At 57.5% G+C, this 14,817-nt stretch carries 15 protein-coding genes; 7 read left to right on the top strand and 8 right to left on the bottom strand.

Translation table 11 applies throughout. The annotated features are described in order from the left end of the window. Positions 1-356 precede the first annotated feature (356 nt). Together LOY55_RS30490 and LOY55_RS30485 are read left to right on the top strand one after the other, a co-directional pair. Positions 357-635 (top strand): hypothetical protein, encoded by a 279-nt coding sequence (locus LOY55_RS30490; RefSeq protein ID WP_223525579.1) that lies wholly within the window; start codon positions 357-359, stop codon positions 633-635. A gap of 239 nt (positions 636-874) precedes the next feature. Further along, complete coding sequence (locus LOY55_RS30485; protein ID WP_194940115.1) at positions 875-1,186, top strand: addiction module antidote protein; 312 nt, start codon at positions 875-877, stop codon at positions 1,184-1,186. A 293-nt stretch (positions 1,187-1,479) separates the two neighbouring features. Here the strand turns inward: LOY55_RS30485 and LOY55_RS30480 are convergent, their stop codons facing one another. Continuing rightward, positions 1,480-2,385, bottom strand: a complete 906-nt coding sequence (locus tag LOY55_RS30480) for a LysR family transcriptional regulator (protein WP_258667356.1) — start codon at positions 2,383-2,385, stop codon at positions 1,480-1,482. 128 nt (positions 2,386-2,513) lie between these two features. Between LOY55_RS30480 and LOY55_RS30475 the strand changes: the two genes are divergently transcribed. From LOY55_RS30475 to LOY55_RS30455, 5 genes are all read left to right on the top strand, one after another. Continuing rightward, positions 2,514-3,365: a transporter substrate-binding domain-containing protein gene (locus tag LOY55_RS30475; protein WP_258667354.1), complete on the top strand. Its 852-nt coding sequence runs from the start codon at positions 2,514-2,516 to the stop codon at positions 3,363-3,365. Positions 3,366-3,380: 15 nt separating this feature from the next. After that, positions 3,381-4,061 (top strand): amino acid ABC transporter permease, encoded by a 681-nt coding sequence (locus tag LOY55_RS30470; RefSeq protein ID WP_223525586.1) that lies wholly within the window; start codon positions 3,381-3,383, stop codon positions 4,059-4,061. Then, complete coding sequence (locus LOY55_RS30465) at positions 4,051-4,713, top strand: amino acid ABC transporter permease (protein WP_258667352.1); 663 nt, start codon at positions 4,051-4,053, stop codon at positions 4,711-4,713. Before LOY55_RS30470 ends, LOY55_RS30465 begins: the two co-directional genes overlap by 11 nt. Positions 4,714-4,738: 25 nt before the next feature. Next, the gene (locus tag LOY55_RS30460) at positions 4,739-5,701 is read left to right on the top strand and encodes an agmatinase (protein ID WP_258667350.1); all 963 of its coding nucleotides are present in this window, start codon (positions 4,739-4,741) and stop codon (positions 5,699-5,701) included. A 68-nt stretch (positions 5,702-5,769) separates the two neighbouring features. Then, positions 5,770-6,489, top strand: a complete 720-nt coding sequence (locus tag LOY55_RS30455) for an amino acid ABC transporter ATP-binding protein (protein ID WP_223525637.1) — start codon at positions 5,770-5,772, stop codon at positions 6,487-6,489. A gap of 395 nt (positions 6,490-6,884) precedes the next feature. Here LOY55_RS30455 and LOY55_RS30450 read toward each other — a convergent pair whose 3' ends face one another. The 7 genes from LOY55_RS30450 to eutB all read right to left on the bottom strand — a co-directional run bounded on the left by LOY55_RS30450 (position 6,885) and on the right by eutB (position 14,752). After that, positions 6,885-8,270 carry an aspartate aminotransferase family protein gene (locus LOY55_RS30450; protein WP_223525589.1) on the bottom strand — a complete coding sequence of 462 codons (1,386 nt, stop codon included), beginning with the start codon at positions 8,268-8,270 and terminating at the stop codon, positions 6,885-6,887. An 11-nt stretch (positions 8,271-8,281) separates the two neighbouring features. Beyond that, positions 8,282-9,754, bottom strand: a complete 1,473-nt coding sequence (locus tag LOY55_RS30445; RefSeq protein WP_258667348.1) for an NAD-dependent succinate-semialdehyde dehydrogenase — start codon at positions 9,752-9,754, stop codon at positions 8,282-8,284. Positions 9,755-9,899: 145 nt separating this feature from the next. After that, positions 9,900-10,379, bottom strand: coding sequence for an Lrp/AsnC family transcriptional regulator (locus LOY55_RS30440; protein WP_223525591.1), 480 nt, complete (start codon positions 10,377-10,379; stop codon positions 9,900-9,902). 133 nt (positions 10,380-10,512) lie between these two features. Continuing rightward, positions 10,513-11,514, bottom strand: a complete 1,002-nt coding sequence (doeB, locus tag LOY55_RS30435; RefSeq protein ID WP_060543910.1) for a N(2)-acetyl-L-2,4-diaminobutanoate deacetylase DoeB — start codon at positions 11,512-11,514, stop codon at positions 10,513-10,515. A 3-nt stretch (positions 11,515-11,517) separates the two neighbouring features. Beyond that, positions 11,518-12,708: an ectoine hydrolase DoeA gene (gene doeA / locus LOY55_RS30430; RefSeq protein WP_060543911.1), complete on the bottom strand. Its 1,191-nt coding sequence runs from the start codon at positions 12,706-12,708 to the stop codon at positions 11,518-11,520. 43 nt (positions 12,709-12,751) lie between these two features. Beyond that, complete coding sequence (eutC, locus tag LOY55_RS30425; protein WP_223525592.1) at positions 12,752-13,744, bottom strand: ectoine utilization protein EutC; 993 nt, start codon at positions 13,742-13,744, stop codon at positions 12,752-12,754. Between the two features lie 36 nt (positions 13,745-13,780). Continuing rightward, positions 13,781-14,752: a hydroxyectoine utilization dehydratase EutB gene (gene eutB / locus LOY55_RS30420; protein WP_223525593.1), complete on the bottom strand. Its 972-nt coding sequence runs from the start codon at positions 14,750-14,752 to the stop codon at positions 13,781-13,783. Positions 14,753-14,817: the final 65 nt, after the last annotated feature.

Genomic DNA, 14,817 nt, shown 5'->3' with positions numbered 1-14,817 from the left:
ATGCATCAATGAATGCTGCCTCTAACCGTCGAAGCAAAATCCACGCCAGTAGGCCACGTCAGCGCCACGCTTCGCGGCACCGCGATAAACCCGCCACGTCATTACACCAGACATCAATTTTCCTTTAGGACAATTCCCCAAAAACGGGGGCTATCACTTACCTATGGTGCTGAACGCCATAAAAAAAACCGCCGATTACCCATAACGCCGCTTATGTAAAACAGGCCCCCACCTCAGCCCGGTGCGGGGGCCTTTTTGATTGGCGGCGGAAATCACCACCGCCTAGACTGGTATACCGACCCCCGGCCCTCTGGTTTGACGCACCGTCGGCCACTCATTCGCCCAGGAGCCTCCCCATGTCGCGCTCAAAAGAACCGATGCCGGATGACCCGCTGCCGCTGCCGCTGCGCCTGCCGACCCCGTCCTTGCAACAGGCCTGGGACACCGAGCTACAGCGCATCGGTGAGCACCTGGCGGTCCCGATTATCCAACACCACATCGCGCACGCCCTTGGCTTCACCCTGGGACTGCAGGCCGCCGGGTTGATTGGCGCCGAGGCCTACCGGGCCATGATCGGGGCGGTGCATCGGGCCGAGCAGGCCGTCTACCAGCGTCTGCCGAATGGCCGCCCATGACCGCTTTCTGACCTTTGCGACTGAGCGAAATGGGGCCAAAACCGGGTAACAACCCTCCGAATCTGATCAGTCATTAAGACCGAGGAACATCAGAACACTTAAATTTCAGAGTGCGGGATAGAAAGATCCAGCACATCGCGTTAATGCGTCCGGAATGGTCTAGATTTTCATATGAGCATCTTCACCGACTCTGGCGTAGCCATTGCTTTAGGAGACGCTCTTATCACGGGGAGGCTGCTATGCATTACACAGGTTTGGTTGAGTCGGACAGTCGAATCAGTGATAAGGATTTTGCCGCCCTTCTGGAGAGCGGTCTGATGGCGAATGATCCGAGCGTATTGGTTGCTGCACTGGGCACAATTGCGCGAGACAAAGGAATGAGCCGGCTTTCTCGCGAGACCGGAATTAGTAGAGCCACGCTGTACCGGGCATTTTCTAAGGATGGTGATCCGAACCTTTCTATCGTTCTGAAAGTGGCCACGGCCTTAGGCATCAAAGTCAAGATCGTTGTCGCAACTGTTCCCGGAAATGGAGGCAGTTCACGGATATAAACACCACGGCAAAAAGCAGCTAAACGTGTGAGTCCGTCCGATGAACGTCGCCTATGGGTCGTTTTGTGCCTGTCAGCAGAAAATGGCCGATTTTTGCCTGTTGCCACCATCAGATTTGGGCCGACGCCGACTACTCGTGATACCGAGAAACCAAATGACGACATGGCCGAGTTGGGGGGCAGTCTTGTTTCAGCACTCGGGTCAACTCGGCGTCTACGTCTTTTGATCAGCCAGGACTCGCCGGGGTATCTACGAAACTTGGGAGGATTCATTGTGCCGGAACCATTCGTTTTCTATCTGGCGCTATTCCGATTCGAGATGGAGGCGTCGCTTGCATGCAATTCGTCAAGGATCTCTAGAAAAAGCTCTGCGCTTCGTGACAGAGGGCGAGAAGCCTCGGTTATTGCGCAGATGGTGTTATGGAACACGGGGCTTTCCGGTAACTCGCGAAAGTCGAAGCGCGGGGTAATGAGTTCGACATAGTGCTCCGGTAGTAGCCCCGCATAACCACCGCCTTCAACGAGCATCGCGATCGCTTCCAATCCCGCAGCTTCGGGGCCTCGTTCAAAACCATGTGCAGCCAGCGTTTCTTCGACGAAGGGATGCGGTCGATAAACCAGTTGAGGTCGGAGCTGCCTCTCGCGCGGCGCTTGATTCGCTACATATACGCGATGGTCTTCGACGAACAGCTTTTGGTAATGAAAGGCTCGTTCTTTTCTGTACATCCCACGAATAGCCACCTGCACCCGGCGCTCGCGCAGTGCCTGGTTCAAATTGGCAAAGGTCATCACAGCCACTTCTGCCTGAACATTAGGTGCCCTTCGTCTCAGTTCTTTAAGTGCTTCCGCCAGTCGGAAATTCGGATCAGCGAGCATATGCTCGACAGTACCAATCGAAACAGTGCCGGATATCACAGCACGTACCGCATCAATTTCAGGCTTGATTCGTTCAAGAGAGTTGAGTGCATTAGTCGTCAACTCCAGCGCCACCCTCCCGGCCGCGCTCAGCTTGAAACCGGCCGGACCTCGCTCGCACAGACGAACACCCAGGCGTTCTTCTACCTCCTTGATATGCCTACTGATGGAGGCTTTGGTCATATTCAGTCGGCGTTCAGCCGCAGCAAATCCACCGGCTTCAGCGGCAGCACAGAAAATACGCAGAGAACGTAAGTCACGCTCGGTAAGGTCAAATCGGTTCATGGGGAAAAGGTATCAGATTCCAAGACCATATTGCCAACAAAGTGATTTTACATGCGCTTTCCCACTGATTAATTTGGTTCCAGCAACCTTCACAAATACAACACTCCACGAAATGGGGGGACCGCATCATGACAACACTCAGTCGCCGAAGCATCGTCAAAGCCGTGCTCTTGACCTCGCTGGTTATCTGCACATCAAGCTTCGCATTAGCCCAGGCAGGTACGCTTGCCGACATCAAGCGGCGTGGCAAGCTGACAGTGGGCACCGAAGCCGCTTACGAACCTTATGAGTTCGTTGAAAACGGCAAGGTGGTGGGTTACGGCCACGATATTCTGGAACTGATGGCCGCAAAACTCGGCGTCGAACTGGAGCAGTTGAACTTGCCGTTCAACGGTTTGCTTCCCGGATTGATGAGCAACAAATTTGATTTCGTGGCCACTTCTGTCGGGATCACACCGGAGCGTGCCAAACGGTTCGCATTCAGTCAGCCCATCGGTATCGTCCGCTCAATGTTCGTCGTCAAGGCGGACAACACCACCATCAGCAAGCCCGAGGATGTAGCAGGCAAAGTGGTGGGGACCCAGATGGGTTCTTCAGCCCAACAAGCACTGCAGGAATACGAGCGAGAACTTAAGGCCGGCAAAGGGCAGGGTTACGCTGACCTCAAGCTATTCCAGGGCTATCCCGATGTCGGCTTGGCGATTGCCAATGGTTCGATCGATGTTGGTGTTCTACCCAGCAACGTATTGGCGGTGCAAATGCGTCGTCAGCCGGACACTTATAAGTCGGTTGGCGAAGTCGGCGATGCCAAGCTGCTGGCCTGGGTAGTCAACGCTAAAAATCCTGAAGTACGCACCTTTATCAACGAAACGCTGGATGAGATGCGTGCTACGGGCAAGTTGGCCGAGCTGCAGAAAAAATGGTTCGGCGAAACAATGACATTACCGACTTCAGGGTATCTGCCTGAAGCGGCCCTCTAATAGGAGGGTCTGGAAATGATGAGCTGGTTGAGTGCACACACCGCGCTGGGACCCTTTTTCGATGGGTTGCTTCAAGGAGCGGCTACAACATTTATCGCAAGTAGCCTGGCTTTTCTCATCGGGCTGGGGTTCGGCGTCCTCTTACTTCTCCTGAGAGTCGCAGCAGGACCGATTTTCCGATTCGCAGTAATGGTCTACGTCAGTGCCATCCGCGGCACACCGCTATTGATTCAGTTGCTGATCGCGTATTTCGTTTTGCCGAGCCTGATCGGTATTTCACTGACACCACTGGAGGCGGGGATCCTGGCCCTGTCGTTGAACACGGCGGCTTACATCAGTGAAATCTTGCGGGGAGCTTTGACTTCGATTCCTGCAGGTCAGGTGGCTGCAGCCCAGGCACTGGGGATGCGCGCTCATCAGAAGTGGCGTTACGTGCTGTTGCCGCAGATGTTCCATCGTTCTGTTCCTCCGCTGACCAACGAGTACACCGTACTGCTCAAAGCCTCATCGCTGCTGTCGGTCATTGCCGTCAGTGAGCTGGCTACCGTGGCTCGTAACGCGACGCTGCAAAGCGATCTGCCGCTGCAAGTGTTCAGCGCAACAGCGATCGTTTACTTCCTTATTCTGCTGTGCGCTTCGTCGATCTCGCGACTCATCGAGCGCCGCATTGCCAAGGTAATGCCAAATGCCCATTGATATTGAAGTGATCAGCCACGCAATCCCCGCATTGCTGCAGGGGCTGAAAATCACCGCAACGGTCAGTGCCATAGGTATTCCGCTAGGGATGTTGATCGGTGCTCTGTTCGCTTACATGGCCGATGCCCCGCATTGGTTGCCAAGGCTGTTTGCTCGTTGCTATGTCGAACTTGTCCGAAATATTCCATTCCTGATCGTGGTGTACCTGCTGTTTTTCGGTCTGCCACAGCTGGGAGTGCAAGCCTCATCGTTTGCGATCGCCATTGGTGCCACTGCGTTCTACACGGCCGGGTATTTCAGTGAAATTCTGCGTGCTGCCTTGAAGAGCGTGCCTGCCGGCCAGGCGCGCGCAGCGCGGTCGCTGGGGTTTTCCGTCTGGCAGGTTCAGCGCTACGTGGTCGTACCGCAAAGCTTCAGCTACCTGATCCCGCCTACTACCAGCCTGATCATCATGATGTTCAAGGACACCGCGATCTTCTCGGTAACCAGTCTTCCTGAGCTGACCTATCAGAGCAACCTGATGACCGCTGACACCTTCGCCTATCTCGAAGTGTTAGGCACCGCTGCATTGCTTTATTGGCTGTCGAGCATTGTCCTCGATGCTCTTGGCCAAGCACTGGAAGCCCGTGAAAGACACTGGCGACATCGCTAGAAAATCCCATCATTTTGGAGTTTTTATGAATAACCTGACCGTCGCTCCACGTACCAGCCATCAGACCCTGCTCTATTCAGAACTGATGACCGATCTCGAAAACCTTAAACAGGCCGATATTGCAGTGCTTGGTATGCCTTTTGGTTCGCCTTACGGCCCGCGCTCATATACCAACGACCAGACTAATGCACCGTTAGCAATACGTCAGCTCACTGACCGTATGGTGCGTGATCCACGGCATTACGATTTCGATATCGATGGCCCATTGCTGCAAGGCCATACCGATATCCGATTCATCGACTGTGGTGACGTGTTGCCAGATGTCGCAAAACCGGGTGAGCACTATGTACGTGCCGAGCAGGCCGTACGCCAGCTGCTCAAAGCCGGAGCGTTGCCAGTCATTCTTGGTGGTGATCATGGTATTACCACACCGGTTTTACGGGCCTACGACAGTCTTGACCCGATCACTATCATCCATATCGATGCGCACCTTGACTGGCGCGACGACGTAAACGGGATCAAGGAGGGGTTGTCCAGTCCAATACGTCGCGCCTCCGAAATGGCCCATGTCGGCCGTATTTTCCAGATCGGACTGCGTGCTCAAGGCAGCGCCCGCCCCGAAGATCTCGAGGTGGCGCGCGAGTATGGTGCGGAGTTGATCAGTGCCTACGAATTGCATGAGATCGGTATGGACGCGGTGCTTGCGCGTATTCCCGATGGTGGGAACTACTACTTGACCATTGATGCCGATGGTCTGGATCCGACCATTATGCCTGCTGTAGATGGTCCGGCCCCAGGTGGGGTGACCTTTTTACAGGCCCGCAAGCTCATCCACGGTTTGGTGAAAAAGGGACGGGTAGTCGGTATGGATATCGTTGAAATACAGCCAGGCAAGGACAACGCAAGCAACCTGACATGCGTGACGGCGGGACGCTTGATTGTCAATCTCATCGGCGCCTCTATCCGCGCGGGGTATTTCGACAAATGATTCAGACTATTGCCGCAGTGGCATCGCTCGCAAACTACGCTGTAGATGTTCAGCCCAGCTGTATCAGAATGCGGGGCGTCAGCAAATGGTACGGTAATCTGCAAGTACTCAAAGACTGCTCGACCCAAGTCAGCAAAGGCGAAATTGTCGTGGTGTGCGGGCCGTCGGGTTCAGGCAAGTCGACATTGATAAAGACGGTCAATGGTCTGGAGTCTTTTCAGAAAGGCGAGATCCTGGTGAATGGGCAGTCGATCGGCAGTGCAAAAACGGATCTGCCAAAATTGCGCCAGCAAGTCGGTATGGTGTTTCAGCATTTCGAGCTGTTCCCCCATATGTCCATCATCGAGAACCTGACGTTGCCACAAACCAAGGTGCTCAATCGTGCGACAGCCGATGCAAAAACCAAAGCTCTGGCATTGCTTGAACGTGTCGGCCTCAGCGCACATGCCCACAAGTATCCGGCACAGCTCTCAGGTGGTCAGCAGCAGCGTGTTGCTATCGCCCGGGCGTTATCGATGGATCCCGTCATCATGCTCTTCGATGAGCCCACCTCGGCGCTGGACCCTGAGATGATTAACGAGGTACTGGACGTGATGGTGTCGCTAGCGAAGGACGGTATGACAATGATGGTAGTCACTCATGAAATGGGCTTCGCTCGGCGTGTGGCAGACCGGGTGGTTTTCATGGAGGAAGGGGTGATCATTGATGACACGTCGTCTGAGGCGTTTTTCAACGGGGCATCGTCAGAGCGGGCAAAGCTTTTTCTATCGAAAATACTGGGGCACTAAGTCCTGCAATGTATTCAGAGCGTTGAACACGAAATCAGTCAATTAAAGCTCAGTCAGCAGGTTTCGATCAGGGATTACTCTGCTGACTGACGCATTTCGTATTAGATCTGCTTCGCATCGTGTACAAGATCTACGACAGTCAGTTAAACAACCTTAATGCGGATATCCACTTTAGATGGAAGTCTGTTGCAAGGGCAGTATCGGCCAAAAGCAGTCATTCGATGGGCCTTCAGCAGTTCATCTCCGGGCCTCCTTACTCCCAAAATGAGTTTATGTAGTCACAATCTTCTATTCGCAGTTTATTCACGATAAGGCCAAAACTGGCGATACAAAAAACCACCCGAACGGTGAAGGATCGAACGGTTTTTTGGGGAGGGAGGGATGAGCGGCAAGGCTTAGCCCAGTATCTCGCTGGCCACGTGATCGACCGCACTTTTGGTGATGTCGACTATCAGGTCGGCCTCCTCCTCGGTCAAGATCAACGGTGGTGCAAAGCCGAGAATGTCGCCATGGGGCATCGCTCGGGCAATCATTCCGCGTTCAAGACAGGCTGCCGATACTTTCGGACCGATCTTCAATGCAGCATCGAATGGTGTGCGTTGCTCACGATCGGCCATGAACTCGACTGCGGCAAGCATGCCGTCGCCACGCACTTCGCCTACCAGCGGATGACCTTCCAATACTTCCCGCAACCGACGATTCAGATAACTGCCAACCTTCTCTGCGTTGGCTGTCAGGTTTTCCCGCTCCAGGATGTCGAGGTTGGCCAAGGCCGCCGCCGCGCAGATCGGATGCCCCGAGTACGTCCAGCCATGCCCCATGGCACCTTGAGATTGGGAGGCTTTTTCGATCACGTCCCAGACTTTTTCACCGACAATCACTGCAGATAAAGGCGCATAGGCACTGGTCAGGCCTTTGGCCGTAGTGATCAGGTCCGGACGCATGCCGTAGCGCTGGCTGCCCATCTTCGAACCCAGGCGACCGAAGGCGCAGACCACTTCGTCGGCGATCAACAACACGTCATACTTGTTCAACACCGCTTGTATGGCGGCCCAGTAGCCAGCCGGCGGAACGATGATGCCGCCGGTGCCCATCAGCGGTTCGCCGATAAATGCGGCGACGGTGTCCGGCCCTTCGGCCAGGATCATTTTCTCCAACTCGTCGGCGCAATAGCGCACGAAAGCTGCTTCATCCATACCCACCGGTGCCTTGCGGTACCAGTGCGGACAAACGGTATGTTTGACGCCCTCCGCCGGCAGGTCGAAATGCTGATGGAACGTCGGCAGGCCGGTTAGGCTGCCGGTCATGATGCCCGAGCCGTGATAACCGCGATCACGGGAGATGATTTTCTTCTTCTCCGGGCGACCCAATACGTTGTTGTAGTAACGCACCAGTTTGATCTGGGTTTCGTTAGCGTCGGAACCGGACAGGCCGTAGTAGACTTTTTTCATGCCCTCCGGCGCCCAGTCGATGATGCGGCTCGACAGCTCGATGATCGCTTCGGTCGAGTGCCCGACATAGGTGTGGTAATAGGCCAGCTCCTTGGCCTGCTTGTAGATCGCATCGGCGACTTCGGTGCGGCCGTAGCCGATATTCACGCAGTACAACCCGGCAAAGGCGTCGATGAATTCGCGGCCTTCGTGGTCGCGGATACGAATGCCTGACGCGCTCTTGATGATGCGTCCCTTGAGCGTGCCGCTGGCGTGGTCATGGGCATGGGTCGACGGGTGCATGAAGTGCGCACGGTCTTGTTCGAACAACGAATCGAGTTTTTGGCTCATGGCGGATCTCCTTAGAACTGGCCTTGATGGTGCAGGCAAAAGTATTTGGTTTCGACAAAGGCTTCGAAGCCCTCGGTACCGCCCTCGCGGCCCAGCCCCGAGGCTTTCATGCCACCGAACGGGATCGGATGGCCGGTGAACTTGACGCCATTGACTGCGACCATGGCGTGGTCGAGGCGGCGAATCAGGGGGTAGATTAGGTCCAGGCGGTTGGAACAAATGTAGGCAGCCAGACCGTATTCGGTGTCGTTGGCCATTTCGATGGCTTGCTCGAGGGTGTCGAAAGGCATGACGCCAGCAATCGGCGCGAAATTCTCTTCGCGGTAGATACGCATCTGCGGCGTAACGTCGGCCAGCACCGTCGGCTGATAGAACAATCCGCCGAGGGCATGCGCTTCGCCGCCCACCAGACGTTGCGCGCCCAGCTTCAGCGCATCAGCCACACGCTCGGCGGTCACATCGAAGGCGGCCTGATGCATCAGCGGGCCGATGTCGACGCTTTGCTCTTGATCACCCACCAGTGCCGGGCCGACCCGCAGTTCGCGCACCGCAGAGGCAAAGCGGCTGAGGAACGCCGGATAAATCGAGCGTTCGACCATAATCCGATTGGCCGCGCAGCAATCCTGGCCCGAGGTCTGGAACTTGGCCTCTACCGCGACTTTCACCGCCAGATCCAGATCGGCATCGGCGCAGACAATAAACGGCGCGTTTCCGCCCAGTTCCAGCGACACTGTCTTCACGTCCTGGGCCGCCGCTTGCAGCACCAACTTGCCGACCCGGGTCGAGCCGGTGAAGCTGACCGAACGCACGCGAGTGTCCTGCACCAGGGTTTGCATGGTCATTTGCGGTTCGCCCAGCACCACGTTGAACACGCCGGCCGGGAAGCCCGCCTCTTCTGCCAGTTGCGCCAGGGCCAATGCCGAATACGGTGTTTCGTGGGCCGGTTTGATGACCACAGTGCAACCGGCGGCCAATGCGGCGGCGGCTTTGCGGGTGATCATCGCCGAAGGAAAATTCCACGGCGTCAGCAGTGCACAGACGCCAACCGGTTCCTTGATCGTGCCCAGATGCGCGCCGGGGATATGGCTGGGGATGTTCTGCCCGTAAAGGCGCCGCGCTTCTTCGGCAAACCATGGAATGAAACTGGCGGCGTAGGCGATTTCGCCGCGTGATTCGGCCAGGGGCTTGCCTTGTTCCTGGCTGAGAATCCGCGCCAGGTCTTCCTGATGCTCAAGGATCAACGCCGCCCAGCGCCGCAGAATCGTTCCGCGGTCATCGAGGCTTTGTTCACTCCAGGCTGAAAACGCCCGGTGTGCGGCATCTACGGCGGCGATGATCTGAGGCTGATCGAGCATCGGCACATGACCGATTAACTTCTGATCGGCCGGATTGTGCACGGCGACGCTATGGCCGCTGTCACTGTGGACCCAATGGCCGTCTACGTAGCAAAGTGCTTTGAACAACAGCGGATGTTTGTATGTCATGGCGTTCACTCCAAACCGTGTGCGTGAATCCATGCTAGGGCAGCGCAGCCAAGATGAGTTGGCGTTTGGCGGGGTGTAACGACAGGTTTTTTCTGATTGAACGTCGGCAAACAGAGGCTTTTTGCGGTGATGGTTTTGCCTCGGTTTATGGCTCTTGCGCCAGCTCGGCCGGCAAGGCACCCGCGGTCTTGATGGTTTTAGTGACGATATAGGTGAAGTAGCGCTCGATGCCTAGGTCATCGAGCAACAACTGGTCGATAAAACGCTGGTAATGGTCAATGTCCGGCGCCTGGATCATCGCCATGTAATCAACACCGCCACCGGTGGCGTAACAGAATGCCACTTCGGCGGCCTCGTTCATGCGTTGTTCGAACCGCCGCATGTCCTGGGCGGTGTGTCGGGCTAGGGTGATTTCCACCAGCACCTGCTGGCTTTTGAACACCGCGTTCCAGTCGATCAGTGCCCGGTAGCCCTTTATCAGCCCAAGCGACTCCAACTTGCGAACCCGCTCCCACGCCGGGGTCACCGAGAGATTGATCGCCTCGGCCAAGCTCGACTTGGTGATCCGACCGTCTTCGGCGAGGATTCGCAGGATTTTCAGGTCATAGCGATCGAGCTTGTGCATGGGTCGAGGATCTCCTGAATGAGTAGGACAAACCTGTGGGAGCGAGCCTGCTCGCGATAGCGATATTTCAGTCACATCAATGAGAGATGTAACGCCGCAATCGCGAGCAGGCTCGCTCCCACAGGTTTTTAGATCAGGTCAATACATCGGCGATGACTGCAATGATATCGCCGCACTGCACCACTCCGGGAAAGTGGCGCGCCGCCAGCAGCCCGCTGCGGGCCGCGCGATATTCCACCGGGGCGACGCCGCTACGGGTAGCGTCGTAAACGCGGGCAATCACGTCTCCTTCTCTCACGTTATCGCCCAGATCGCGGCACATTTCCAGCAAGCCATCGTGTTCGCTGTCGATGAAGCAATTGGCATCGGGCATGTCGAGCATGATTGACTCCGTGGTCTGGATCTCACCTTCGAGAATCCCCGCATGCACCAGCAGATTGCGCACCCCGCGCTCGGCAATCGCCACACTGCGCGCCGTGGACGAACCACCGCCACCCAGTTCGGTCGTGACAAAAACTTTGCCCTGACGCTCGGCGGCGGTGTCGTACATCGACCCGGCATCGAGCTCCAGCATGCGCATGCTGTAAGGCGCATTGAAGGCGCGCATAGCGGCTTCACATTGCTCTTGCTGGTTCTTGTCGGGCAGCACATGACAAGCCGCGAAAGGCAGGAAGTCCAGGGTGCGGCCACCGGAATGGATATCCAGCACGATGTCGGCCAAGGGCAACAAGGTCCGGTTGAAGTAATCGGCGATTTTCTCGGTCACGGTGCCGTCCGGCTTACCGGGGAAACTGCGATTCAGATTGCCCTTGTCGATCGGCGACGTGCGCCGACCGGCATGGAACGCCGGGGTGTTCATGAACGGGACGATAATCACCCGCCCCGTGACATCGGCGGCCGTCAGGCCCTGGGCCAGTTTGCTCAGCGCCACCGGGCCTTCGTATTCGTCACCGTGGTTACCGCCGGTAAGCAGCGCGGTCGGACCCTGACCGCGCTGAATCACCGTGACCGGAATCATCACCGCGCCCCAGGCCGAGTCGTCCCGGGAGTACGGCAATTTGAGGAACCCGTGCTGCACGCCTTCGCGGGCAAAATCCACCGTGGCGCTGATCGGGTTGTCAGGCAGGTCGCTCATGGCTCAATCCTTCACGAACAGTTGGCGTGGCACGTTGCACAGCGTCTCGACGCCGGTTTCGGTGATCAGAATGCTTTCGGTGATTTCTAGCCCCCAATCGTCCATCCACAGGCCCGGCATGAAGTGGAAAGTCATGCCCGGCTGCAACACGCTGGTGTCGCCGGGACGCAGGCTCATGGTGCGTTCGCCCCAGTCTGGCGGATAGCTGATCCCGATCGGGTAGCCACAACGGCTGTCCTTGTGGATGCCGAATTTCTCCAACACTTTGAAAAACGCCACAGCGATGTCGCCGGTGGTATTGCCCGGTTTGGCTGCTTCCAGTCCTGCGGCGATGCCTTCGACCACGGCTTTTTCGCCGTCGAGGAAGTGCTGTGGAGGTTTGCCCAAATAGATCGTGCGCGACAGCGGACAGTGATAACGCTTGTAGCAACCGGCGATTTCAAAGAAGGTCCCGGCGCCTTTTTCGAACGGCGAATCGTCCCAGGTCAGGTGCGGCGCGCTGGCGTCGGCACCCGTGGGCAATAGCGGCACGATGGCCGGGTAATCGCCGCCATGACCGTCAGCGCCGAGGATCCCGCTGCTGTAGATTTCAGCCACCAGTTCATTTTTGCGCATGCCCGGCTCGATCCGTTCGAGGATCCGCCCGTGCATGTTTTCGACGATGCGCGCAGCGATGCGCATGTAAGCGATTTCCTGGGGCGACTTGATCGCCCTCTGCCAGTTCACCAACCCGACCGCGTCGATCAGCTTGGCCTGCGGCAGGTTTTTCTGCAGCGACAAATACGCGGCGGCGCTGAAATAATAGTTATCCATTTCCACGCCGATGGTCAGCGCGTCCCAACCCCGGGCACTGATGACTTCCCGCGAAAGGTAATCCATCGGATGGCGTTCCCGGGACTGCACGTAGATGTCCGGGTAACCGACGATGTTCTCGTGCTGCATGAACACCGTGCGCTTGGCGCCGTTGGCGTCTTGCCCGCGACCGAACCAGACCGGCTCGCCGTCGAGCGCCAACAACACGCATTGGTGAACGTAAAACGACCAACCGTCATAGCCGGTCAACCAGGCCATGTTCGACGGATCGGTGACCAGCAACAGCTCGATGCCCTGAACCTGCATGGCCGCTCGAACCTTGGCCAGACGCTGGGCGTATTCCTCCCGTTCGAACGGGAGATTGACGACTATCTGAGACATGCACATGCCCTCTGATAAATGACGCACGGATGAAAAAAGTGGATTAGCTACCGAACTGAAAACCCTTGCCGGCCGAGCGCGCGCGCTCGAAGGCCAGATTGGCCATGGCGGTGTCCTGGGCGCCGGTTCCGGTGAGGTCGCACAAGGTGACTTGCGCATCGCTGGTCCGACCCGGGTGCTGGCCCGCGAGCACTTGCCCCAATTCGGCCAAGCCCGATTCGTCGGTAATAACACCGGCCGCCAGAGCGTGATGCAACTCGCCGAGGATTCGTGTTTGGCTCAAGCGATCCGCCACGTAGCGGTCGACCTTGGCCAACGCTTGGGGAGAAATTTCATTTTTGTGTTCGGCATCCGAACCCATGGCGGTGATGTGCAAGCCGGGGTGCAAGTGGCGCGCTTCGATCAGCGGTTCACGGCTCGGGGTGCAGGTGATCGCAATGTCCACGCCGGTCATGGCCTCGTCGATGCTAGCGCAAGGCGTGACCGTCAGACCGCTGTCGCGCGCCAGCTCGGTGCTGAAGTCTTTGGCCTTGGCGCTGTCGCGTGCCCAGACTTGAACGGATTCAATCGGCCGAACCAAACGCAACGCCTGAAGCTGCAACGCGGCCTGCTCGCCGGCACCGATCAGCGCTACGCTGCAACTGTCGACCCGGGACAGGGCTCGAGCCGCCACGGCGCCCGCCGCGGCTGTGCGTACGGCGGTCAGATAACCGTTGTCCAGCAGCAAGGCGTCGAGCAAACCGGTGCGCGCCGAAAGCAACATCATCATGCCGTTGAGACTCGGTAGGCCCAGTTTCGGATTGTCGAAAAAACCCGGACTGACCTTGATCGCAAAACGCTCCAGGCCCGGCAGGTATGCAGTCTTCACGTCCACTTCGCCATTGTGCTCGGGGATGTCCAGACGCAGGATCGGCGGCATTGCCACCGCTGCCGTGGCCAGCAGCACAAAGGCTTGTTCGATAGCTTCGATGCTCGGCAAGTCTAGTGCCACACAGGCACGCAGATCCGCTTCGCTCAATAAGGTTATGTCACTCATCAATGCGGCACTCCATTCAGTCGTTATTGTTGGGGTTCACGCATCTGCGCCCGCGAGGACTCGCAGGTGCTGATCGATGTCGACGTTACGGCCGCTGACCACCACCACGATCGGCCCGCGCGGCTCAATCAATCCATCAAGCAACGCGGCAATCCCGACCACGGCCGCGCCCTCCAGCACCAGACGCTCTTCGCGATAGGCATGGCGTAGGGCAGTGGCGATGGAAGTCTCGCTGAGCAAATGCACGTGGTCACACAGATCGCGGGTCATGTTGAAGGTGTAACGGTTGTTCAGGCCGATGCCACCGCCGAGCGAGTCGGCCAGAGTCGGCAGCTCTTCGACTTCCACCGGATGCCCGGCTGCGAGGCTGGCGTGCATGGCCGCACCGCGTTGCATGCTGATGCCGTGGGTGATGATGTTCGCGCTGACGCTTTTGATCGCCAGCGCCACACCGGCAAACAAACCGCCGCCGGACAACGGCACGAGGATTTGCGCCACGTCCGGTTGCTGTTCGAGGATTTCCAGCCCCAGCGTGCCCTGCCCGGCGATGATGGCCGGGTGATCGAACGGCGGCAGCAATGTCGCGCCTTGCTCGTTGGCGATCCGTTCGGCTTCACGCTGGGCGTCGTCCTGAGACTGGCCGACGATGCATACCTCGGCGCCCAGATCACGAATGGCTTGAACCTTGTTCGCCGGCACCAGATGCGACAGGCAAATCGTCGCCTTCACGCCTTGCCGGGAAGCGGCATACGCCAGAGCACGACCGTGATTACCGGTCGACGCCGCCACCACGCCACGCGCTTTCTCCTCGGCGCTGAGCTGCGCCACGGCATTGCTCGCGCCGCGCAATTTGAAACTGCCGGTGATTTGCTGGGATTCGAGTTTGAGGTACACCGCCACGCCCAATCGTTGCGAAAGGCTGGGCGAATATTCCAAGGGGGTACGCCGGACAAGCGATTCGATGCGCTGGCGAGCGAGGTAAACATCATGTAGCTGCAACGTTGACATGACCGCGTCCCGACTGTGGTGTTGGGCGCAGTCTAAGAGGACTGGATTGTCGTAATGAATGTACT

Origin of the sequence: Pseudomonas sp. B21-040 (genome assembly GCF_024748695.1) — a bacterium.
Classification (GTDB): domain Bacteria; phylum Pseudomonadota; class Gammaproteobacteria; order Pseudomonadales; family Pseudomonadaceae; genus Aquipseudomonas.
This window is presented reverse-complemented; position numbering and strand designations above follow the sequence as displayed.